Genomic DNA, 22514 nt, shown 5'->3' with positions numbered 1-22514 from the left:
TCCCGTGCGCGAGCAGCAGAGAGAAAGTGTTGCGTGGCAGGCGTACCCGTACGCAGCCTATGTCGTGATCGCGGCCAGTGCCGGGCCGGTGAATGGTGCCGTCGTGAGGTTGTGGATGCGGTTGCTCCAGACGGCGTGGCCGTGGCCCGACCACAGTGGGGCCACCGGGAGGTCGCGTAGCAGCTGGTTCTCCGCGAGCCGGTACAGCTGGCCCGCCTCGTCGGTCGTGGCCGCGGTGTCGGCGAGGGTGAGGTTCTGGCGGAAGACCTCGTCCGTGTAGCCCGACGCCTCGGCCAGGGCCGACAGCAGCTCGTACGGGCTCGGTGTCGCCAGCTTGATGTCCAGTGTGGACGGTCCGTCGAGCGGGCCCGCGGGGCGAGCCTGCGCCGTCACCGAGACGTCCAGCGCCTTGTGCAGGCCGACCACCAGGGTGCGCGTCCACCCTTCGGCGCCTGGTCCGAAGTAGACGGTCGCGCCGCCCGGGAAGGCCGTCTGCTTCAGCAGTGCCTTGCCGGCCGCCGCGTCGAAGCTGCACGGGCGGCACGTGCCCGTGCGCTCGCCCGGCGCGTCCGCCGGGGGCAGCAGGGCTTTCGCCGGGTCGACCTGGTGGGCCAGCGGGCCGGACTCCAGGGCCGCGCGGTCGACGCCCAGTGCGAAGCCGTGGCGGACCGTCGCGTCGGTGAACTTCTGGTCGGTCACCGGGAACGCGAGGTAACCGGCCTGCGGCAGCGCCCACGTCGCGTGCCGGTCGCCGAACTCGTGCATGGCGTCGTGCTTCTCGCCGGGGACCTCAGTCGCCAGGTCGAGGGTGCCCGCCTTGACCGCGTCGTACTGGGCGGCCGGCTCGCCGACGCGCAGCTCGATCGTCGCGGTGCCGCCTTCGCCGACGCGCTTCAGCGTCCCGCCCGAGCCGGGCCGCCACGGCCCGTCGAGCCGGTACGGACCGTTGCCGACCGGCGCCTTCGCGAAGCCGTTCCAGTCGTGGGAGGCGAGCACCGACGCGGGCAGCGGCACCAGGCCCGGTGCCGACAGCAACGCCGGGACCTGGCCGGACGGGCGGTCGAGCGTCAGGGTGAGGACGAGTCCCGACGCCTTGATCTCCTGGGCGCGCAACAGCTTCGTGAGCACCGGCGAAGCCACCCAGTGTTCGGCGGCGATCGCCCGCCAGGTGTCCACATAGGACTGCGCGGTGACCGGGGTGCCGTCGTGGAACGTCGCGGGCCGCAGCCGCACCGTCCAGTGCACCCGGTCGGTGCTCTCGATCGACTCGGCCGCGCGCGGCGTCACCTTGCCGGTCGCCGCGTCGTAGTCGGCGAGCGGGGTCCACAGCGCGGCGGTCACCAGCCGGCCCGCCTGGTCGGAGAGGTCGGCCGGCAGCAGCGTCGCGGGCTCCCGGAGGCCGACGGACAGGACGCCGGGGGCCGGGGCGGGGTCGGAGCACCCCGTGACGGCGAGGGCCAGGACGGCCAGCAAGGCGAGCAAGCGCATGGGCCAGTCCTACCAGTCGGAAGGCAACCAAAGGCGGTTGTGTCCGGTTGATCTCCGTCGTACGGTTCGGGTGATCACGCCCTTTGGGAGGTTTTGTGCGCACCTGGCTACGGTCGTGCTTCGCCGCCGTCACCGTCAGTGCCACGCTGGTCGCGACCGGGTTGCCGGCCGCCGCCTGCGGCGAGGACGACAAACCCGCGGTCCCGGCCACGCGGACGGCGGGTGATCCGGGGGCGATCAAGAACGTCAAGTCCGTCGGCAACGTGCCCGACGCCGCCGGCGCCATCTCGATCAACTTCCTCGACTACGGCCGCCGCGACGTCATGGTCGTCTCCGGCGAGTTCGGCTTGAAGGTCTACGACCTGACGAAGAACCCGGCCGCGCCCAAGCTGGTCGGGCAGGTCAGCCTGCCGGGGCTGTGGGAGACCGAGGACACCGAGGTCGACCCGGTCCGCAAGCTGGTGTTCCTGTCCCGGGACCCGCGCGCGTTCGGCGGCACCACGCAGACCGGCGAGTCCGGCATCTACGTCGTCGACGTCGCCAGGCCCGAAGCGCCGCAGATCATCAGCTACGTGCAGGCGCCCGCCGGGCACACCACCAGCTGCGTCGACGGCTGCCGCTACCTGTGGACGGGTGGCCCGTCGAAGGCCGCCGACCAGCCGGCGGAGTGGGGCGGGCGGCCGATCTGGGTCACCGACATCCGCGACCCGAAGCACCCGAAGGTGGACCCCCAGCCGATCGAGCTGGCCCGCAACGACGGCAAGACCGACTACGTGCACGACGTCCAGGTGGACGACAACGGCGTGGCCTGGGTGTCCGGCCGCGGCGGCGTGCGCGGCTACTGGACCAGCGGCGTGCACCGCGACCCGCTGACGAACAAGCTCCGCCGCGCGACGGCGCACGAGCCGATCCCGTACGCCGGTGGCGGCATCGCCGAGACGGCGGCGCCGTCGCGGTTCATGCACAACAGCTTCCACCCGGCCGGGCACCGGGTCGGCGACGGCGCCTGGCGCGGCCAGGACCTGATCTACGCGACGGAGGAGAACTTCGTCGACGGCTGCGCGGGCGACGGCGTGCTCACGATCTCGTCGCTGGCCGGTTCCTACCACGGCGAAGGCTGGCGTTCGACGCCCGAGCAGCCCTTCCGGCTGCAGAGCGTCGGCACCTGGGGCGTCAACGGCCAGGAGGGCAGCGACCCGGCGTCCGACGACTGCTCCGCGCACTACTTCGACGTCCGCGGCAAGGTCCTCGTGCAGTCGTTCTACTCGCAGGGCACGCGGTTCCTGGACGTGAGCGACCCGACGAACCCGCGGCAGATCGCGTACTACCGCCCGGCGGACGCGAGCGCGTGGGCGCCGTACTGGCACGGGAAGTACGTCTACGTCGCGGACAACGCGCGCGGTGTGGACGTGCTGCAGCTGACCAAGTAGCCCAACCGAAGCAGGCCACCGAAAGTCCGTGAAGGCCTCCTTACCGGCCATAAGAGCCGGGAAGGAGGCCTTCACGGCTTTCAGGAGGTGCGGAGCCAGACCGCGGTGTCGGTCGGCAGGGAGCCTTCCACCGGGCCGCTCGCCAGCAGGACTTCGCCCGCCGGCAGGGGTACCGGTGACGCCGAGAAGTTCAGCGCGAACGTGAAGCCCGGCTCGCGCGTGAACGCCAGCACGCCGTCACCCAGCGACAGCCACTCCAGCGTGCCCGCGCCGAGGGCCGCCTGCTCTTCCCGGATGCGCAGGCCGTCGCGGTAGAGGCTCAGCATCGACGTCGGGTCCGCGGCCTCGGCGGCCGCCGTGAACGTCGACCACTCCGCGGGCTGCGGGAGCCACGCGTCCCCGGCACCGAAGCCGAACGGCGGCTCGGAACCCGACCACGGGATCGGGACGCGGCAGCCGTCGCGGCCCGGGTCGGTGCCGTTCGTGCGGGCCCACACCGGGTCCTGGCGCAGGTCGTCGGGGATGTCGCGGATCTCCCAGAGCCCCAGCTCCTCGCCCTGGTAGACGTACAACCCGCCCGGCAGCGCGAGTGTCAGCAGCGCCGCCGCGCGAGCCCGGCGGGTGCCCAGCTCCCGGTCCACCGGCAGCTCGTGCAGCCGGTTCGCGAAGCTGAACCCGGTGTCGCCCTGCCGGCCGTAGCGCGTGACGTGCCGGGTGACGTCGTGGTTCGACAGCACCCACGCGGCCGGCGCGCCGACCTCGTCGTGCGCCCGGATCGTGCGGGTGATGACGTCGTGGAAGCGCGCGGCGTCCCACGGGCAGACCAGGAAGTCGAAGTTGAACGCCGAGTGCAGCTCGTCGCGGCGCAGGTAGCGTGCCGCCCGGGACATGTCCGGCAGCCACATCTCGCCGACCAGCACGCGCTCGCCCGCGTAGCTGTCGGCGATCTTGCGCCACGACCGGTAGATCTCGTGCAGGCCCTCCATGTCGGAGAACGGCGTCTCGTCGCCGTCTTCGACGTCCGGCAGCCGCGGGTCCTTGACCAGCCCGTCGGCGACGTCGATGCGGAAGCCGTCGACCCCGCGGTCGAACCAGAACCGCAGCACGTCCTCGAACTCCTGGCGGATGTCCGGGTTTTCCCAGTTGAAGTCCGGCTGGCGCGAGCTGTAGAGGTGCAGGAACCACTCGCCGTCCGGCACGCGCGTCCACGCGGGCCCGCCGAAGCGCGACTTCCAGTTGTTGGGCGGCTCGGCGCCGTCCGGGCCGCGGCCGGGCCGGAACCAGAACCGCTGCCGCTCCGGCGAACCCGGGCCCGCGGCGAGCGCGGCCTGGAACCACCGGTGCTCGTCCGAGCAGTGGTTGGGCACGATGTCGATGATCACCCGGATGTTCCGGGCGTGGGCCTCGGCGAGCAGCTCCTCCGCTTCGGCGAGCGTGCCGAACAGCGGCTCGATGTCGCGGAAGTCGGCGACGTCGTAACCGCCGTCGTCCATCGGCGAGGGGTACCAGGGGGTGAACCAGATCGCGTCGATCCCCAGCTCGGCCAGGTGGTCCAGGCGCGAACGGACGCCGGCGAGGTCGCCGATGCCGTCGCCGTTGCCGTCCGCGAAGCTGCGGATGTAGACCTGGTAGATCGCCGCGCTACGCCACCAGCCGGTCTTGTCGGTCACGGAAGTGCCCTCCTAGTAGTCGTGGAAACCCCGGGCGCGGCTTCAGCCCTTGACGGCGCCGGCGGTCAGCCCGGCGAGGATCTGCCGCTGGAACGCCAGGAACAGCGCCACCATCGGCAGGCTGGCCAGCACCATCCCGGCGACGAGCACGTTGAGCGGCATGTCGATCGCCACCCGTTGCAGCATCACCGAGAGGGTCTGCTTTTCGGTGTCCGGGAACACCAGCAGCGGCCAGATGAAGTCCTTCCACGCGGTGACCACCGCGAGGATCGACACCACGGCCAGGATCGGCCGCGAGATCGGCAGGATGATCCGCCAGAGCGTGCGCACCGGCCCGGCGCCGTCGATGCGCGCCGCTTCGATCAGCTCGTCCGGGATCTGGTCGAAGAACCGCTTCAGCAGGTAGATGTTGAACGCGTTCGCCGCCGCGGGCAGCCAGACCGCGGTCGGCGAGTTGATCAGGTTGAGGTGCAGCAGCGGCAGGTCCGTCACCGTCACGTACGTCGGCACCAGCAGGGCCGTGGCCGGCAGCATCAGCGTCGCCAGCATCAGGCCCAGCACGACGTTGCCGAACTTCGGGCGCAGCTTCGACAGCGCGAACGCGGCCGGCACGTCGATGGCCAGCTGCGCCAGCCACGCGCCGCCGGCGACGATCAGCGTGTTGAGGAAGTACTTGCCCAGGCTCAGCTGGTCCCACGCCTCGCCGAACGTCTCCGGGTGCCAGTCGCGCGGGATGAGCGTCGCCGGCGTCTGCGCCAGCTCCTGCGGTGACTTCATCGCCCCGGTGATCACCCAGTACAGCGGGAACATGAACGCCAGGATGAACACCGCGAGCGTGCAGGCGAAGATCACGGCGTAGACGGCCTTGCCGCGCCGGCTGCGCAACGCGCCGGGGGAGACGAGGGTCCTCATGACTGGTCCGCCTTCCGCGTCAGCCGGACGTACCACGCCGAGAACACGCCCAGCGCGATGAACAGCAGCAGGCTCATCGCACTCGCCGAGCCGAAGTCGTTGTAGACGAAGGCGTACCGGTAGAGCAGCAGGAGCACGGTGACCGTCGAGTCGTCCGGCCCGCCGCCGGTCATCACGTACGGCTCGGTGAACACCTGCATCGTCGCGACGATCTGCAGCAGCAGGAGCACCAGCAGCACGAACCGGGTCTGCGGGAACGTGACGTGCCGCAGCCGCTGCCACATCCCGGCGCCGTCGAGCTCCGCGGCTTCGTACAGCTCGCCGGGGATTGTGCCGAGCGCGGCCAGGTAGATCAGCGTGGTGCTGCCCATGTTGGCCCAGGTGGAGACGAAGACCAGCGACAGCATCGCGGTGGTGGAGGAATCGAGCCACTGCCCGCCGGGCAGGCCCACCGCGCCGAGCGCGGAGTTGAACAGGCCGGGACCCGGGTCGTAGAACCACTTCCACATCAGCGCGGTGACGACCGGCGGCAGCATCACCGGCAGGTACACCGCGAGCCGGAAGAACGCCTTGGCGTGCCGGATCTCGTTGAGCAGCACCGCGGTGAGGAACGGGACGGCGAACCCGAAGACCAGCGCGAGCCCGGTGAACAGGAGCGTGTTGCGCCAGGCGACGCCGAACAGCGGGTCGTCGAACAGGCGGCTGAAGTTGTCGAACCCGACCCACGTCGGCGCGTTGACGAAGTCGACCTGCTGAAAGCTCAGCAGCACGCCCCGCACGATCGGGTACCAGGAGAACATCGCGAACACCAGGAGTGCGGCGCAGAGCAGGCCGTACGCGGTGAGGTTCTCCTTCAGCTTGCGGCGCAGCCGGACGCGGCGGCGCTCGGCCGGGGAGGCGGCCGGGCGCCTGGCCCGCGACGAAGACGTCGCGGGCCAGGCGAGGAGGCTACTTGACCTGGGCGAGGACACTGTTGACCTTCGACGAAGCGGACGACAGCTGCTGGTCGATGTTCGCGTTCTGGTCCGTGAGCACCGCCTGCATGACGCTGTCGAGGGCGGCGTACACCTGTTGCGCGTTGGGCGGCTCGATGCTGCCCTTGATCTTGCTGGTCGTGTCCACGTAGGACTGGTAGTTCGTGGCCGGGACGTTGGCGAACTTGGCCTTCAGGGCCAGCTGCTGGTCACGCACCGCGCCCTGCCAGACGTCCGGGGTCGGCTCGGCGGGCAGGCCGACCGGCTGCTTGCCGTCGACGTACTGCTGGATGTGCTTCTCGAAGCGGTCCGGGTTGAGGTACTTCCACTGGATCCACTCGAGGCCGGCCTTGATCTTCTCCGGCGACGCCTTCGGGTTCAGCATGTAGCCTTCGCCGCCGAGCAGGGTGCCCTGCCCGCCGGGCATGCCCGCGACGCCGTAGTCCTCGTACTTGCCGTTGAACTGCTTGACCAGCACCGGGATGTTGTCCGGCGCGGCCATGTACATGCCGAGCTGGCCGGCGCCCATCATCCGCTGCACGTCCGTGGCTTCCAGCAGCTGCTTGGCGCCCATGGAGTTGTCGGTCCAGCGCATGTCGTGCAGGTACTGCAGGGCCTGCTTGCCCTTCTCGTTGTCGAAGTCGGCGACCCACTTGTCGCCGTCCTTGCGGGCGATGTCGCCGCCCATCGAGTACAGCCAGCTGGTCATGTGCCAGCCACCCTGGTTGTTCTTGCTGTAGTCGGCGTACCCGACGGTGCCGTTGCCCAGCGCGGCGATCTTCTTCGCGTCGTCGCGGACCTCGTCCCAGGTCGTCGGCGGCTTGTTCGGGTCGAGCCCGGCCTTCTGGAACAGCGGGCGGCTGTAGACCAGGCCCATCGTGTAGTTCATCGTCGGCAGGCCGTAGAGCTTGCCGCTCGCGTCACGGAAGTTGTCCAGCAGTTCCGGCTTGATGTCGCCGATGTGCGGGACGCTCTTCGACGCTTCCGTGATGTCCGCGGCTTGATGCCGCGTGATGATCTGCGCCGGGTCGGTGAAGTAGACGTAGTAGACGTCTTCGAGCTGGCCGCCGGCGAGCTTCGCGGAGAACGTCTTCGGGTCCATGAACCCCTCGTGGGGCTCGATCTGGATGTTCGGGTGGGATGCCTCGAACTCCTTGACGTCGGCGTCGAAGACGCCGCGCTCGAACGGCTGGCTGGTGGGCGGCTGGCCGGTGACCGTGATCTTCACCTTGCCCCCGGGCGCGGCGGCGTTGCCGTCGTCACCGCAGGCGGCCACCCCCAGTGCGAGGCCACCTGCGGCCAGCAGGCAGAACATCCGGCGGGGCAAGGATCGGGACCAGGGACTGCTCATCTCAAGCCTCTTCTCGGGTCGCGACGGCTGTCACGTGATTGCGGTCACTCTAAAGTGTGAGACCGGATCGACGCAATAAGACGACGAGACTTTGCAAGTTACGAACAGGACGCGAACGTGCTGGCGAAGAGAAGCGGGTGGAATGGGTACCGCCGAACGCTCCAGCGTGTCCCGGGCGCGCGAAAAGGCGCGACGGCCCGGAAGCCGTCGCGCCTGGGGGTGACGCGGGGTCAGGCGATGCGGCGGGCCGTCGAGCCGCGCACCACGAGTTCCGGCGCGAACAGCAGCTCCTCGGCCGCCACCTCGCCGCCGTTGATGCGCTTGACCAGCAGCTCGACCACCGCGCGGCCCATCGCCTCGATCGGCTGGCGGGTGGTCGTCAGGGGCGGGTCGGTGCAGTTCATCAGGGCCGAGTCGTCGTAGCCGACCACCGAGACGTCGTCGGGCACCGACAGGCCCTGCCGGCGGGCCGCGCGGACCGCGCCCAGGGCCAGCAGGTCGCTCGCGCACAACACCGCGGTCGCGCCGCGCGGGTAGAGCCGGGCCGCCGCCGCGTGGCCGCCTTCGATGGAGAACATCCCGTGCTCGACCAGCTCGTCGAGCACCGGCAGGCCGAGCTTCGCCGCGTACGCCTGGAACGCCTCCAGCTTGCGCTTCGACGGCACGTGGTCGGTCGGCCCGAGCACCAGCCCGATCTTCTCGTGCCCGAGCGAGCTGAGGTGCCCGACGACCTGCTCGACGGCGACGGCGTCATCGCACGACACCTGGGGCAGCCCGAGGTGGTCGACGGCCGCGTTGATCAGCACCGTCGGGAGCCGCCGCTCGACCAGGTGGTGGTAGTGCGAGTGCACCGCGTCGGACTGCGCGTAGAGCCCGCCGGCGAACACCACGCCCGACACCTGCTGCTGCAGGAGCAGCTCCACGTACTCCGCCTCCGACACCCCGCCCGCCGTCCGGGTACAAAGGACGGGGGTGAAGCCCTGCTGCGCGAGCGCGTTGCCCATGATCTCGGCCAGCGCCGGGAAAATCGGGTTCTGCAGTTCGGGGAGCACGAGCCCGACCAGGCGGGCGCGCTCCCCGCGCAGCTGGGTGGGCCGCTCGTAACCCATCACGTCGAGCGCGGTGAGCACGGCGGCGCGGGTGCTGGCGGACACCCCCGACCGCCCGTTGAGCACCCGGCTGACCGTGGCTTCACTGACCCCGACCTGGCGGGCGACTTCGGCAAGACGACGCGTCATGAGTGAAACTTTACAGCAACTGCGCGCAAAAGTAAGACAAGCCCGTCCCGGTGTCAGGAGCCGGGACGGGCTTGTCGTCAGTCCGGAGTTACGAAGCCGCCACCTCGAACTCGGACACCTGACCGGCGGGCCAGCCGGTGTTGCCGGTGAACGTCAGCCGCACGAAGCGCTGCGACGTCGCCGTGAACGACGCCGACGCCGTGTTGCCCGACGCCGGGTCGAACGCGTAGCCGCGCGAGCCGACCAGCGTCGTGTACGAGCCGCCGTCCGTGCTGCCCGAGACCGTCACCGTCTGGGTGCGCGCACCCCACGCCGACGACGGCGGCAGCTTGAGCGTCACCTTGTTGATCGACGCCGCCGCGCCCAAGTCCACGGTCAGCGTCTGCGGGAACGCGTTGTTCGCGCTCTCCCAGTACGAGTCCGCGTTGCCGTCGTTGGCGTTGCCCGGCGGGAACCCGCCCTGGGACGACGACGAGCTGATCGCCTTGCCCCGCGCGATGTTGCTGCCCGACTGCGGCGGCTGCTGCGGGCCGGAGTTCGGTGCCGGCCAGGTCGAGCAGTCGCTCCACGTGCCGGTCCAGCCGCTGTTGCCCGAGCCGCCGAACGTCATCTTCGGGATCGACGACGGGTACGGGCAGTTGTACGTGCCGGTGACGCCGACGCCGGACGCGCTCAGGTTGCTGATCGACACTGACCCCTGCGTCTGCGACTGCGCCACGAACGTGCCCACGCCCTGCACCGAGACGCCGTCGATCGTGACGCCCTGGATCTGCTTGCCGGCGCCGTTGCCGTCGATGAACTGGATCGCCTCGTACGGGCTCTGGATCGCGGTGAACCCGGTGACGCGGATCGTCACGCCGGTGATCGCCTGGTCACGCGCGTCGAACCACAGCGCGCCGACACCGAACTGCCAGTTCGGGTCGAGCGCCCCGGCCCGCAGCGCGGTGTTGTTCGACAGCGTCACCGTGCCGCCGAGCGGTACCGAGTTGAACCGGTTCGCCACCAGGTAGCCGCCGCCGAGCGCGTTGGTGTCCTGCACCAGGTTGCCGCTGACGGTGTTGTCCGACCCGCCGTAGAGCGCGATGCCGTTGGCCAGGTTGGGCTGCACGACGGTGTTGTTCGCGATCGTGTTGCCCGAGTCGGCCTGGCCGTTGGACCAGAGCGCGAGGCCGTCGTCGCCGTTGTTGCGCAGGTAGTTGTTGCGCAACGCCGAGTTCGTGACGGCGCCGTCGAAGTTGACGCCGTCGGCCTGCGTGTCCTGGATGCGGTTGTTCTCGATGGTGAGGTTCGAGGACGCGCCGCTCATCAGCCACAGCCCGCACTTGGTGTTCTGGATCCACAGGCCGCTCACGACCGAGCCGTTGCCGAGAACGCCGTGGAACGCGTTGTCCGGGCTGCCGTCGTTGCGCTCGGTCACGTCGCCGAACACCGCGAAGTCGTACAGCTTGATGTTCCCGGACGCGCCGCCGTTGTTGAAGATGTTGTTGCCGTGCAACACGGTGTACCACGGCCCGGCGCCCCGGACGGTGGTCTGGTCGATCTGCAGCGCCGACCCGATCTCGAACCGGCCGGACGGCACGAACAGCTCCTTGCCCTGCGACCGCGCCGCCGACAGGCCGTTGCGGAACGCCTGGGTGTCGTCGGAGGAGTCGTTCGCCGTCGCGCCGTAGTCCGTCACGGACAGGGCGTTGGCCGGTTTCGCGCCCGCGCCGCCGACCTGCTCGAAGTCGGCCAGGTCGATGGTCGCCTGGCCGACGTCACCGGAGTCGGCCTGGACGCGGACCTTCGTGCCCTGGGCCGCGTTCTGGCCGAAGAGCAGCCGGGCGTCGTCGAAGAAGTGGTGCGTCTTCGAGCCCGTGATGAAGCCGGTGTCCACATAGGAGTACCGCGACGTCACGGACAGCCCGCTGCCGAGCTTGGTGCCGCCGACGTACACCGAGAGCCGCCCGGACGAGCCGTCCGGGATGTTGTAGTGGACGTTGATCGAGTTGGCTGCCGCCGGCAGCGTGAACTCGACGTACTGGCCGGACCCGATCCGGACGGCTTGGCGTCCGGACGCCTCCGAAGCGATGCTGGCCTGCGTGTAGTCGGGGCCGACGGCCGCGCCGTTGGTCGCCGAGCACTCGGCCTCGACCGTCCGGAACGGCACGCTCGCGCCGCCGGACGCCGTCGTCGGGCAGGTCGCCGCCGCGGCCGGGGTGGCCGCGCCGGTGACCAGCACGGTCAGGCCGGACGCGGCGAGGGCCGCGGCCAGCAGCGCCGCGCGGCGCCGTGGTGATGGGGACATCGTCGTCACCTTTCTGCTCGTGTCAGGACGAATAGGCTTCGAGTTCGGACAGCTGTCCCGCCGGCCAGCCGGTGTTGCCGGTGAAGGTCAGCCGCAGGGTGCGCACGGACGTCGCCGGGAAGGTGATCGTCGCGGTGTTGCCGGTCGCCGGGTTGAAGGTGTAACCCGCCGCGGCCTTGACGCCGTCGACCGCGATCGTCTGCGTGCGGGTGCCCCACGCGGACGGCGGCGGCAGCTTCAGCACCAGCCGCGACACCGAAACCGTGGCGCCGAAGTCGACGGTCAGCGTCTGCGGGAACGCGTTGTTCGCGCTCTCCCAGTACGAGTTCGCGTCGCCGTCGACCGCGTTGCCCGGCGGGAAACCGCCCTGCGACGCCGACGCGCTGATCGCCTTGTGCAGCGCCAGGTTCCCGGTCGGCGGGGTCGTCGTCGTGGTGGTGGTCGGCGGGGTCGTGGGTGTGGTCGGGGTCGTCGGCGTGGTCGTGCCGCCGTTGTCCGAGCCGTACACCGGCGTCGGCCACGAGCCGCAGAACGTCGTGCTCCAGCCGGAGTTGCCGCCCTGGTCGACGAGCCCGGTCAGCGCGTCCGGGCCCATGCAGTTGTAGACGCCCGCGCGGCCGATCCCGGTCGCGACGACGTTCTTCACCGTGCCGGTCGGCTTGGCCTGCAGCTGCCAGGCGAACGTGCCCGCTCCGGTGATCTTGACGTTCGTGAAGTGCACGTCCGTGGTCTGGCTGTCGATGAACTGGATGGCCTCGTAGTTGTTGTCCAGCAGGTCGAGGTCGGTGACGTCGACGCGGCCGGTGATGGCGCCGTCGCGGCCGTCGAACCACAGGGCGCCGACGCCGAACTGCCAGTTCGAGTCGAGCACACCGGTGCGGATGGCGGTGTTGCGCGCGACGGTCGTCGTCCCGGCGAGGGGCACCGCGCTGAACCGGTTGGCGATGTGGATGCCGCCGCCCTGGTCCTGGGTGTCGGCCACGACGTTGTCGGACACCGTGTTGTCGCGCCCGCCGTAGATCGCGATGTTGTTGGCGAGGATCGGTAGCAGCACGGTGTTGAAGGAGAACGTGTTGTTGTGGTCGGCGTCGTGCTCGGACCACATGGCCAGGCCGTCGTCGCCGGTGTTGCGCAGGAAGTTGTTCGTCACGGTGACGTTGCTGATGCCCTGGTGCAGGTTCAGCCCGTCGGCGGTCTGGTCGAGGATCCGGTTGCCGGACACGGTGAGCCCGTCGAACGGCCCGTCGAGCCACAGCCCGACCTTCGTGTGCTGCAGCCACAGGTTCTGCACGACCGAGCCGCCGCCCAGGGCGCCGCCGATGGCGTTGGACTGGTCGCAGTCGACGCGGGCGTCGACCTGGCCGATGATCGCGAAGTCGTACAGCTTGACCGCGCTGCTCGTGCCCGGGACGGCGCTGTTGCCGGGGTACGTCGACGTCCCGCAGCTGGCCGGTTCACCCTTGCCGAAGATGCCGGCGCGCGGACCGGTCAGCACGGAGTACCACGGGCCGGCGCCGCGGATCGTCACCTGGTCGACGGTGATGTGGTGGCCGAGGGTGAAGGTCCCGGACGGGATCCAGACCTCCTTGCCCTGGCTCTTCGCCGCGGCGACGGCGGCGTCGAACGCGCCCGCGTCGTCGCTGGTGTCGCCCGCGGTGGCGCCGTAGTCGGTGACGGACACCGAGTTCGCCGGCTTGGCCGCGGCCGCGCCGACCTGCTCGAAGTCGGCCAGGTCGATCGTCGAGGTCGTGACGTCGCCCGCGTCGACCTGCAGCTTGATCTTGGTGCCTGCCGGGTAGTTCGTGCCCAGCAACGCGCGGGTCTCGTCGTAGAAGTGGTGCGCGTGGCCGTCACCCGGGGTGTTGGTGAACGGGTACGTGCCGTAGTACCAGGCGTACTTCGACGTCAGCGCGACGTCGCGGTTGTGGGAACCGTTGACGTACAACGAGATCGAGCCGCTCGTGCCGGTGCCGTTCCCGGAGTCCGGCAGGCTGAACCGGAAGTCGATCGAGTTGGCCGGCGCGGTGAGCGTGAATTCGACGTACTTGCCTTGACCGCCCAGCGTCACGGCTTTGCGGCCGGACGCCTCACCGGCGAGGGTGCCGGAGTTGCGGTCGGGGCCGATGACCGTGCCGTTGGTCGCGGCGGTCTCGGCCTCCTGTTCGAGGAACGGCACGGTCGCGCCGCGCCCGGCGGCGAGTGCCGAACTCGCGGGGGCCGCGGCCAGGGTGATGACGGTCAGGCCGGTCGCGGCGGCGACGGCGGCGGCCAGCGCGCCGAATCTCGCGCGCCGGCGGGGGACGGGGGCACTTCGGGGCGCGCTGAAGACAGGATGGGGAGACATGGAGCAGCAACTCCTCGTCGAGTGCAGGTGGGGACCCTTGTGACCTGGATCATACGAATCCGGGACAAGATAACGCAATAGATGAACGAACTTACGCAAATTTGCGACAGAAACTGACGGCTGCGCCGGATGCCGGACGTCGGTTTCCGTCGCGCGGAGCAGCGCCACCGGCGTCGTGGATCCCCAGGCCGCTGCTAGTTTTGAGCCATGATTGAGCGACGTGCCGACGGAAGCGCCGGTGACGCCGACTACGGCGCGATCGGCGGGGTGTACACGGACTACCGCGTGCCGGACCCGCGGATCGGGCAGTACGTCCTCGACGCGCTCGGCGAGGCGCGGACCGTCCTCAACGTCGGCGCGGGCGCCGGCGCCTACGAGCCGCACGATCGCGAGGTGACGGCGGTCGAGCCGTCGGCGTCGATGCGCGCGCAACGGCCCGAGGGCCTGCCGCCCGCGATCGACGCCGTCGCCGAGAAGCTGCCGTTCCCGGACCGGGCGTTCGAGGGCGCGATGAGCACGTTCAGCGTCCACCAGTGGAACGACCTGTGGACCGGGCTGAAGGAGGTCCGCCGGGTCACCCGCGGCCCGGTCGCCATCCTGACCTGCGATCCCGCGCTGCTGCGGCGGTTCTGGCTGCTCGACTACGCGCCCGAGGTGATCGAGACCGAGGCGCGGCGCTACCCGCCGGTCGACGACATCGCCGACGGGCTCGGCGGCCACACGTCGATCATCGGCGTCCCGGTGCCGATCGACTGCACCGACGGCTTCAACGAGGCCTACTACGCGCGCCCCGAGCGGCTCCTCGATCCGGGCGCGCGGCTGTCGTGCTCGGCGTGGAGCTTCGTCGACGATCGCGTGCACCACCGCTTCGCCGCGGAACTGCGCCACGACCTCGACGACGGCACGTGGGAACGCCGCTACGGCCGGTTCCGCGAGCAGCCGACGTTCGACGGCTCGCTCGTCCTGGTCGTCTCGGTCCCCGAGGGGGCCTGACGTGCCGCCACCGCCGTTCGACCCGGAACTGGCGCCGATCGTCGAGCAGCTGCGGGCGGCCCGTCCGCCGCTGAGCACGCCGGACGACATCACCGCGCGCCGTGAGTTCGTCGCCGGTGCCGAGCAGACCGTCGACGAGCTGGCCGCGGCGCACCCGGGGTTCGAGTTCGCGGAGGAGCACGCGGGGGAGGTGCCGTTGCTGGTCGCGCGCCCGCCCGAGAGCCGCGGTGTCCTCTACTACATCCACGGCGGCGGCCTGATCGTCGGCAGCCACCTCGGCCCGGACGTGCCGAACGTGCTGCGCTGGGCCGGGGAACTCGGCGTCACCATCGTTTCGCCGGGTTACCGGCTCGCGCCCGAGCACCCCTACCCGGCGCCGGTCGAAGACTGTTACGCCGGTCTGTCGTGGACGGCCGGGCGGCTCGCCGGTCCGATCGTGATCGGTGGCGTCAGCGCGGGTGGCGGGCTGGCGGCGGCCACGACCCTGCTCGCCCGCGACCGCGGCGGGCCGGAGCTCGCCGGGCAGCTGCTGATCTGCCCGATGCTCGACGACCGCGACAACACACCGTCGGCGCTCGACCTCGACGGCCGCGGCCTGTGGGACCGCACGGCCAACAACGTCGGCTGGGCGGCGTACCTGGGAGACCTTCGCGACGTCCCGGCCTACGCGGCCCCGGCCCGCGCGACCGATCTTTCCGGCCTGCCGCCGGCGTTCCTGGACGTCGGCACGGCGGAGACGTTCCGCGACGAGGTGGTCACCTACGCGAGCCGCCTCTGGCAGGCGGGTGGCGAGGCGGAACTGCACGTGTGGCCCGGTGGGTTCCACGGGTTCGAGTCGCTGGCCCCCGACACAGCACTCAGCCGGGCGGCCCGGGCCGCCCGGCTGAGCTGGTTGCGCCGCTTGCTCAGCCGCCGGCCAGCAGCTCCTGCAGCTCGCTGACGGCCTTCGCGAGTTCGTCGGCGAAGCGGTACATCTCCGACGACACGTGCTTCGGCGTGCTGAGGTAGAGGTTCCAGCGGTCCGGCAGCAGCACGTACGCGATGCCGATGCACTGCGGGCTCGTCGAGCCGAAGCCGAAGTACTGGATGTTGACCGACGGCGCCGAGCTGGTGCTCAGGTAGTCGTCGCGCATCTTCAGCCAGCCCGGCGAGCTGTACAGCGCCGGCGTCTCCGTGTCGCCGCGGCGCTTGGCGATCAGCTGCAGCTCCCACAGGTGCTGCTCCGGCGCGTCACCGGCCTGACACTCCTTCGCCCGCGAGACGTGCTTCGCGGCCGCCGTGCGGAACGCTTCCCGCTGCTCCTCGGGCGAGCCGTCTTCCATCGCGGCGACGAACCGGAAGACCTCCGGCGTCACGACGCGCATGGCCTCGGTCCGGCCGTTGCGGAACTGCCGGGTGGCGATCGACTCGTACGTCGCGCCCGCCAGGCCCTTCGCACGCTTGTGCGCGAGCTGGTAGGCCATCTGCGCGAATGCGTCGGGGGACATCCCCAGCTCCTTCACGCGGTTGGCGCCGAAGTCGAACGACACGGTCTGCGTGGCCGTCGCGTCCGCGTACGCCGCGAAGGACTCCCCGGCGGCGCGGGCGTCCTCGCGGAGGGCGTCGGTCAGCGTGAACTCGACCGGCTCGAACCCCGGGACGCCGTCGGCGGCGTCACGCGGCAGCCGTTCCCCGCTCAGCAGCGCGTCGGTGAAGCCGAGGATCGTGGTGCCGTCGAGTTCGCAGTGCTCGACGTTGATCCCGGCGGTACCGTCTTCGAACACGATCAGCGAGACGGCCTTGTCGTACCAGCGGTTGGCGCCGTACAGCAGCTGGTCCGCGGCTTCCAGCGTGGTCGAAGGCGTGACGTCGTCCAGGCAGACGCAGAACAACGCCGTCTCGATGGTCTCGAGCGCCTCGGCGTTACCCGCGTCCAGCAGCGCCTGCCGGCTGGCCGCCCACTCCGCGCGGGCCTTGGTGGTGAAGTGGCCGGCGGGCACGTCCGTGGCGTGGTCGTCCTTGAGGATCGCCCGCAGGCCGTCGGCGAGCTGCTCGGCGGAGTACGGGCGGCCGTCTTCGGCGACGACGTCCATCCGGAACGGCGTGTTCCGGTGGAACACCACGACGTGCCGCGCCCGCGACGGCCCTTCCCAGCCGTCGCGGTACGGCGTCCGCGCACTGTCCAGCACCTCGCCCGGGATGCGCGTGGCCGAGAACAGGAACTTGTGCTGCACCATCGACTGCGGCGTGCCGCGCACGAGCACCGGCGGCACCAGTTCGTCGTCGAGCCGCAGCTTGTAGTCCACGGCGGACGCGGTCAGCTCGGCCGCGCGTTCCACCTGGCCCAGCGGCGATTCGGCGAACAGGAAGAAGAAGTTGGCGTTGAGCGCGATCCGGTCGCGGCGGCCGAGGTAGCGGTACGGCCAGAAGGTGTCCAGCCAGCTGTGCACGCCGGGTGACCGGTCGTACTCCTCCAGCGCGGCCTGCAGTTCGTGGGCCGGGCTGCCGGGCGCGAGGAAGCCCGCGACCGCCGCTTCGGTCTCCGCCAGCTCGTCCGGCGTCAGCAGCGGACCGCACCATTCCAGGAAGCGGCGGCCGCTGTCGGCCAGAGCGGGCACGGGGACCCGGGGAAGCCGGTCCTCGTTGCCGAACGTGCGGGGGGACCATTCCGGACTGCTCACTCTGTCATCCTCGTTCGTCGGGTGCGGTTTCTTCGTCTTCGGTGGCGACGGCGTTGAGCGTGGACGCGAGCCCGGCGGCCGCGCCCTTCTTCGGTCGGGAAACATACAGCTGCGCGTAGAGCCAGCCCTCGGCCTCGAGCCCTTCGGGGTCGACGCCGGCGGTGCCCAGCGCGTCGAGGATGTGCTCCTGCTCCTCGGTGGAGGCGAACCGCCGCTGGCGGTACACGCCGTCGATGGCCGCGGTCTCGTAGCCCAGCTCGGCGAGGCTTTCGGCGACCGGGTCGTAGGAGAACATCCGGAGCACGAAGTGCGCCATCCACGGCCGGGAGCCGCGCGCGATCCGGGCGATCGTCTTCTCGGTGACGTAGCCGACACAGCCGGTCGACACGACGAGGTCCACCTGATCGAGGAGCGCCTGCTGCTTCTCGTCCGGGTCGTAGCGCTCGAAGTCGGCGTAGATCGTCTCGTCCAGGAAGCCCGCTTCACGCGCGTAGTCCAGCGCCGCCCCCGCGGCGTCGAGGCCGAAGAACCGGGCACCGTCGGAGGTCGCGCGGCTGCGCACGAGCCGCTGGTCGCGCTCGAGCAGGGCGGTGCGGTCGAGGCTCTCGACGCCGGGCGCGGTGTACTGCTCGTAGAGGTCGTCCAGGGTCGTTTCGCACCGCAGCAACGCGCTGTTGACGCCGTAGGAACAGCCGACGTCGAGCACGGTCGGCCGCGCGATTCCGCGTTCCGCCTGGTATTCCTCGATCAGTTTCGTGAAGTACGGCTTCGCCAGTTGCGGAATCTGGTAATCCACGCGCTGCAACGTTCCGAAGAACGGACGGGGGTCGGGCGCGGTGTAAATGTGGTCGAACGAGATCTTGCCGGTCGAGTCGAAAGGCACGGGCCAGGCTCCTAGATCTAGTCGAGCAGGGCGTCGCCCCGCACAGCGTGACCAGCCAGGTGCTCAGGCAGGACCCGGCCGAAGAGCTGCCTGGTCCGCTCCGGGCTGCCGATGACGCCGGGGCGCTCGCTGTAAGCGAAGATCGCCGAGTGGCGCGCGATCTTCCCTTCCACCCTAGTGACCCGATGCAAGGCGAAGCGGCCTTTGAACAACTGCAGATCGCCCGGACGGAGGCCGAGGCGCTGGACCGGATGGGTGCTTTCGCCGGAAAGAACGCCCCGCACGGCGGAGAAGTTTTCCGCCTCGGCGGAACGGATGTTCGGGCAGTATTCGAACGTCCCGCCGTCGCTCGCGGCCTGCGTCAGCATGCTGACGGTGTAGGAGTTCGTGTCGAAGTGCCACGGGTGCGCGCGGCCGGGCGCGATCACGTTGAGCGTCAGCCCGGACAGCGGGTCCGCGAGCTCGTGCAGCTCCGGCAATCCGAAACAGTCGGCGATGAACCGCTGGAACACCGGGCTGCCGTGGAGCCGGCCGATGATCGCGCCGGCCGGGATGTGGTCGCGGGCGACGAAGGCGTTGCCCCGCTCCATGATCTGCCGGCCGGGGTGGTCATCGGGCAGGTCCGCGTCGATCGCGGTGTTGTAGGCGTTGACCTTTTCGACCTTCGTGTACGCGTGCGGTTCGAGTGCGGCGCACTCGGCCCGCAGGACCTCGTGCAGCTCCGGCCGGATGAAGTCGGCGAGGACGCTGCAGCCGACGTCGGCGAGGTCCGCGCGGGTGCGGGCGACGACCGCCCGCCACGCTTCGCTGCCGGTATCAGTGAGCGGATAGCGGTCCGAGTCGATCATGTCCAGCGCGGCCACGGAGGTGCTCATCGAAGTCCTTCCGGCAGGTGAAGCTACGGTGCTTGCCCTGGTCGTGAGGAAAACAAGTAGCACAAGGCCCCGGCGGTGAACCGTGGGTTTGTGAGCGGTGACACAAAGTGGTCAGCTGCCGATTTCGGTCGCCCAGGAGCTGACGGTGACGGTGTCCGTGGTGCCGAGGTCGGTGTCCAGCGGCTGGCTCTGCGCGGGTTCGCCCGGGACGGGGACCACCGAGATCGCGGCACCGGTGTGCTTGTCCCCGGACGTCACGGTCGCCGACCACGCGAGCACGGCCGCGACCTTCTCGCCGGGCTTGAGCGTCACGTTCTGCGGTCCGAGGTCACGCGCGAAGTACGACGTCCCGTGCTCGACCTTCACCTCGACGACCGTGCCGGCGGCGTCGAGCAGCTTCAGATCCGGGTAGCCGGTGACCTTGCGCGGCTCGCTGTCCCGGTTGGTCAGCGTCAGCACGCTCGCGCGGTGCCCGAGCCCGGCTTCGACCTGGCCGACCGACAGGGACAGACCGCTCGACGGCGGCGGCGCGTACGTCGGGCTCGGCGTCGTGGTCGGCAACGGGACGGGCGGCAGAGGCGGCGGAGTGCCGCAACCCGCGAGAAGCGCGACGAAGAGAAGTGGTGCGAAGCGGAAAACCCCCATGCGGCCGAAGAGTAGCGGGCGCCCCGGAGCCGGGCGCCCGCTACCGGTTCTACGGCGTAAGCAACGGCAGCAGCGGCTTGCGCACCGCGGTGGCGACGCCGTCGGACGCCTCCGCCGCGGCGATCCGCTCGGCCGAGGGCCGGCCGTAGCCCGTCGTCCGCTGCACGAGCGGGCGGCCCAGCGGCTCGACCATCTCGCGCATGTCGCTGATCGTCTTGTACGAGCCGTTCGACGCGCCGGCCATCCGGCTGATCGTCTCCTCCATCAGCGTGCCGCCGATGTCGTTGACGCCGCCCTGCAGCACCGCGCGGCTGCCCTCGGTGCCGAGCTTCACCCAGGAGCTCTGGATGTTGTCGATCATCCCGTGCAGCAGCAGCCGGGACAGCGCGTGCACCGCCCGGTTCTCGTTCTGCGTCGCCCCCGGCCGGGCGAGCCCGGCGAGGTAGATCGGCGAGCTCTGGTGGATGAACGGCAGCAGCACGAACTCGGAGAAACCGCGCTTGCCGTGCTTCTCGAGGCCGTCGCGCTGCAGCTTCGCGAGCAGCTTCAGGTGCGCGACCCAGTGCGCCGGCGTGTCGACGTGGCCGTACATCATCGTGGACGTCGTCGGCAGGCCGACCTCGTGCGCGGTGGTGACGACCTTGATCCACTCCGACGTCGGCAGCTTGCCCTTGGTGAGCACCCAGCGGACGTCGTCGTCGAGGATCTCCGCGGCCGTGCCCGGCAGCGAGTCGACGCCGGACTCCTTCGCCTGGATCAGCCAGTCGCGCAGCGAGAGGTTGGTCCGCGAAGCGCCGTTCACGACCTCCATCGGGCTGTAGGAGTGCAGGTGGATGCCCGGCTGCCGGCGCTTGACCTCGGCCGCGAGGTCGAAGTACGCGGTGCCCGGCAGGTCCGGGTGGATGCCGCCCTGCATGCAGATCTCGGTCGCGCCCGCGGCCCACGCCTCGTCGACGCGGTCGCCGACCTGCTCCAGCGAGAGCGTGTACGCGTCGGCGTCGGTGCGACGCTGGGCGAAGGCGCAGAAGCGGCACCCCGTGTAGCAGACGTTGGTGAAGTTGATGTTCCGCGTGACGACGAACGTGACGTCGTCGCCGACCGTCTCGCGCCGCAGGTCGTCGGCGAGCTTCGTGAAGGCGTCGAGCTCCTTGCCGTCGGCGGACAGCAGTGCGAGCGCGGCGTCGTCGGACAGTCCGGCGGGGTCCTTTTCCGCACTGCGCAAGGCTTCCAGGACGGTGGAGTCGAACTTCTGCGGCCCGGTCTTGATCCGGTCGCCGATCTCCTTCCAGTCCCCGTACACCGAGTCGAAGTCGCTCCGGCGGTCTTCCGTGCGGCCGGTGGTGTCGATCTCGGTGTGCAGGTCGGTGCGGCCGGACTGCTGCCAGCCGCCGTCCGGCTCCTGCCACGGGATGCCGACCGGCATCGCGTCCTCGCGCGCCATCCCGGTGGCCGGGTCGACGAGCGCGGCGACGTGCCGGGTGATCCGCGGGTCCAGCCACGGCTCGCCGGCCTTGACGTACTCGGGGTAGATCGTAAGCCGTTCCTTCAGCTCGAAGCCGGCCTTCTCGGTGCGGCGGGCCAGCTCGTCGATCTGCGGCCACGCGCGTTCCGGGTTGACGTGGTCCGGGGTCAGCGGCGAGACGCCGCCCCAGTCGTCGATCCCGGCGCGGATCATCAGGTCGTACTGGTTGCCGATCAGGTTCGGCGGCGCCTGGATGCGCATCTTCGGGCCGAGCACGAGCCGCGCCACGGCGATGTTCGCGGCCAGCTCTTCGAGGTCGGCGTCCGGCGTCGCGCGCATCTTCGTGTCCGGCTTGGCCCGGAAGTTCTGCACGATGACTTCCTGGACGCCGCCGTAGGTCTTGGCGACCTTGCGGATCTCGAACAGCGCGTCCGCGCGCTCCTCGTGCGTCTCGCCGATGCCGATCAGCACGCCGGTGGTGAACGGGACGCTGCTGCGGCCGGCGTCTTCGAGCACGCGCAGCCGGACGGCGGGGTCCTTGTCCGGCGACCCGTAGTGCGGGCCGCCCTTCTCGCTCCACAGCCGGGTGGCGGTGGTCTCCAGCATCATGCCCATCGACGGCGCGACCGGCTTGAGCCGCTGGAAGTCCTGCCAGGTCAGGACCCCGGGGTTGAGGTGCGGCAGCAGGCCGGTCTCTTCCAGCACCCGGATCGCCATCGCGCGGACGTAGGAGAGCGTGTCGTCGTAGCCGTGCGCGTCCAGCCAGTCGCGGGCGGCCGTCCAGCGGTCCTCGGGCCGGTCGCCGAGGGTGAAGAGGGCCTCCTTGCAGCCCATCTCCGCACCCTTGCGGGCGATGTCGAGGACCTCGTCGGGCGAGAGGAACGGCGATTCGAGCCGGCCGGGCACGGTGACGAACGTGCAGTAGCCGCAGCGGTCGCGGCAGAGCCGGGTGAGCGGGATGAAGACCTTGCGGCTGTAGGTGATGACACCCGCGCGGCCGGCCTCGGCGAGACCGGCGTCACGGATGCGGGAGGCGTACTCGGACAGCTTCCCCAGATCTTCACCGCGGGCGTGCAGCAGGACGCTCGCCTCGGCTACGTCGAGTGTCTTCCCGTCACGCGCCCGGGCGAGCGCACGGCGCATCGCGGAGGCGGTCGGGGTGGTGGCGTCAGGATCGGGTCCCATTCCGCCCACGCTAGGACCGTCCTCGTGCGACCAGCCAGTGTGTCTTCCCCACCCGGCTCACCCGATCGTGGATCGTGATCGTCGTCGCAGGTCAGCGCGGCGGGATGGTTGTCGATC

The 22514-nt window shown here is 70.4% G+C and carries 16 protein-coding genes; 3 read left to right on the top strand and 13 right to left on the bottom strand.

All coding sequences use genetic code 11. From position 1 onward, the window contains the following. Positions 1-57 precede the first annotated feature (57 nt). Positions 58-1488 (bottom strand): ABC transporter substrate-binding protein, encoded by a 1431-nt coding sequence (locus OHS58_RS25815; RefSeq protein ID WP_328644270.1) that lies wholly within the window; start codon positions 1486-1488, stop codon positions 58-60. Between the two features lie 95 nt (positions 1489-1583). Here OHS58_RS25815 and OHS58_RS25810 point away from each other — a divergent pair, with 95 nt between their 5' ends. After that, positions 1584-2918, top strand: coding sequence for an LVIVD repeat-containing protein (locus tag OHS58_RS25810; RefSeq protein ID WP_328644269.1), 1335 nt, complete (start codon positions 1584-1586; stop codon positions 2916-2918). 80 nt (positions 2919-2998) lie between these two features. On the opposite strand, the gene OHS58_RS25805 is transcribed toward OHS58_RS25810, so the two are convergent. The 7 genes from OHS58_RS25805 to OHS58_RS25775 form a co-directional block, all read right to left on the bottom strand. Continuing rightward, positions 2999-4588 carry a glycoside hydrolase family 13 protein gene (locus OHS58_RS25805; RefSeq protein WP_328644268.1) on the bottom strand — a complete coding sequence of 530 codons (1590 nt, stop codon included), beginning with the start codon at positions 4586-4588 and terminating at the stop codon, positions 2999-3001. Between the two features lie 42 nt (positions 4589-4630). Next, positions 4631-5500, bottom strand: coding sequence for a carbohydrate ABC transporter permease (locus OHS58_RS25800; protein WP_247055650.1), 870 nt, complete (start codon positions 5498-5500; stop codon positions 4631-4633). After that, a complete protein-coding gene (locus OHS58_RS25795; RefSeq protein ID WP_247055648.1) occupies positions 5497-6471 on the bottom strand; it encodes a carbohydrate ABC transporter permease in 975 nt (324 codons plus the stop codon). The genes OHS58_RS25800 and OHS58_RS25795 overlap by 4 nt, the downstream gene beginning before the upstream one ends. Continuing rightward, positions 6449-7825: an ABC transporter substrate-binding protein gene (locus OHS58_RS25790; RefSeq protein WP_326959131.1), complete on the bottom strand. Its 1377-nt coding sequence runs from the start codon at positions 7823-7825 to the stop codon at positions 6449-6451. The genes OHS58_RS25795 and OHS58_RS25790 overlap by 23 nt, the downstream gene beginning before the upstream one ends. A gap of 230 nt (positions 7826-8055) precedes the next feature. After that, on the bottom strand, positions 8056-9063 hold the full coding sequence (locus OHS58_RS25785; protein WP_247055644.1) for a LacI family DNA-binding transcriptional regulator: 1008 nt from the start codon (positions 9061-9063) through the stop codon (positions 8056-8058). Between the two features lie 88 nt (positions 9064-9151). Next, positions 9152-11350 carry a discoidin domain-containing protein gene (locus tag OHS58_RS25780; protein WP_328644267.1) on the bottom strand — a complete coding sequence of 733 codons (2199 nt, stop codon included), beginning with the start codon at positions 11348-11350 and terminating at the stop codon, positions 9152-9154. A 22-nt stretch (positions 11351-11372) separates the two neighbouring features. Continuing rightward, positions 11373-13694: a discoidin domain-containing protein gene (locus OHS58_RS25775; RefSeq protein ID WP_328644266.1), complete on the bottom strand. Its 2322-nt coding sequence runs from the start codon at positions 13692-13694 to the stop codon at positions 11373-11375. A 207-nt stretch (positions 13695-13901) separates the two neighbouring features. Here OHS58_RS25775 and OHS58_RS25770 point away from each other — a divergent pair, with 207 nt between their 5' ends. Next, complete coding sequence (locus tag OHS58_RS25770) at positions 13902-14687, top strand: class I SAM-dependent methyltransferase (protein WP_328644265.1); 786 nt, start codon at positions 13902-13904, stop codon at positions 14685-14687. Position 14688: 1 nt separating this feature from the next. Continuing rightward, positions 14689-15627 carry an alpha/beta hydrolase gene (locus OHS58_RS25765; protein WP_328644264.1) on the top strand — a complete coding sequence of 313 codons (939 nt, stop codon included), beginning with the start codon at positions 14689-14691 and terminating at the stop codon, positions 15625-15627. Here OHS58_RS25765 and OHS58_RS25760 read toward each other — a convergent pair. The 5 genes from OHS58_RS25760 to OHS58_RS25740 form a co-directional block, all read right to left on the bottom strand. After that, the gene (locus tag OHS58_RS25760; protein WP_328644263.1) at positions 15593-17347 is read right to left on the bottom strand and encodes a choline/carnitine O-acyltransferase; all 1755 of its coding nucleotides are present in this window, start codon (positions 17345-17347) and stop codon (positions 15593-15595) included. The two genes, OHS58_RS25765 and OHS58_RS25760, sit on opposite strands and share 35 nt — an antisense overlap. Before the next feature lie 4 nt (positions 17348-17351). After that, a complete protein-coding gene (locus OHS58_RS25755) occupies positions 17352-18230 on the bottom strand; it encodes a class I SAM-dependent methyltransferase (RefSeq protein WP_328644262.1) in 879 nt (292 codons plus the stop codon). 17 nt (positions 18231-18247) lie between these two features. Further along, positions 18248-19105: a HalD/BesD family halogenase gene (locus OHS58_RS25750; RefSeq protein WP_328644261.1), complete on the bottom strand. Its 858-nt coding sequence runs from the start codon at positions 19103-19105 to the stop codon at positions 18248-18250. Between the two features lie 111 nt (positions 19106-19216). After that, the gene (locus OHS58_RS25745; protein WP_328644260.1) at positions 19217-19750 is read right to left on the bottom strand and encodes a DUF4232 domain-containing protein; all 534 of its coding nucleotides are present in this window, start codon (positions 19748-19750) and stop codon (positions 19217-19219) included. A gap of 49 nt (positions 19751-19799) precedes the next feature. Further along, complete coding sequence (locus OHS58_RS25740; RefSeq protein WP_328644259.1) at positions 19800-22397, bottom strand: bifunctional FO biosynthesis protein CofGH; 2598 nt, start codon at positions 22395-22397, stop codon at positions 19800-19802. Positions 22398-22514: the final 117 nt, after the last annotated feature.

Origin of the sequence: Amycolatopsis sp. NBC_00348, assembly GCF_036114655.1 — a bacterium.
Taxonomy (GTDB): Bacteria; Actinomycetota; Actinomycetes; order Mycobacteriales; family Pseudonocardiaceae; genus Amycolatopsis.
The sequence above is the reverse complement of the archived record's forward strand: the minus strand, read 5'-3'. Positions and strand labels throughout refer to the sequence as shown.

Coding starts and splice junctions, on each gene's coding strand:
- OHS58_RS25815 (WP_328644270.1), bottom strand. CDS start 1,488: ATGCGCTTGCTCGCCTTGCTGGCCGTCCTGGCCCTCGCCGTCACGGGG.
- OHS58_RS25780 (WP_328644267.1), bottom strand. CDS start 11,350: ATGTCCCCATCACCACGGCGCCGCGCGGCGCTGCTGGCCGCGGCCCTC.
- OHS58_RS25790 (WP_326959131.1), bottom strand. CDS start 7,825: ATGAGCAGTCCCTGGTCCCGATCCTTGCCCCGCCGGATGTTCTGCCTG.
- OHS58_RS25740 (WP_328644259.1), bottom strand. CDS start 22,397: ATGGGACCCGATCCTGACGCCACCACCCCGACCGCCTCCGCGATGCGC.
- OHS58_RS25745 (WP_328644260.1), bottom strand. CDS start 19,750: ATGGGGGTTTTCCGCTTCGCACCACTTCTCTTCGTCGCGCTTCTCGCG.
- OHS58_RS25770 (WP_328644265.1), top strand. CDS start 13,902: ATGATTGAGCGACGTGCCGACGGAAGCGCCGGTGACGCCGACTACGGC.
- OHS58_RS25775 (WP_328644266.1), bottom strand. CDS start 13,694: ATGTCTCCCCATCCTGTCTTCAGCGCGCCCCGAAGTGCCCCCGTCCCC.
- OHS58_RS25800 (WP_247055650.1), bottom strand. CDS start 5,500: ATGAGGACCCTCGTCTCCCCCGGCGCGTTGCGCAGCCGGCGCGGCAAG.
- OHS58_RS25785 (WP_247055644.1), bottom strand. CDS start 9,063: ATGACGCGTCGTCTTGCCGAAGTCGCCCGCCAGGTCGGGGTCAGTGAA.
- OHS58_RS25750 (WP_328644261.1), bottom strand. CDS start 19,105: ATGAGCACCTCCGTGGCCGCGCTGGACATGATCGACTCGGACCGCTAT.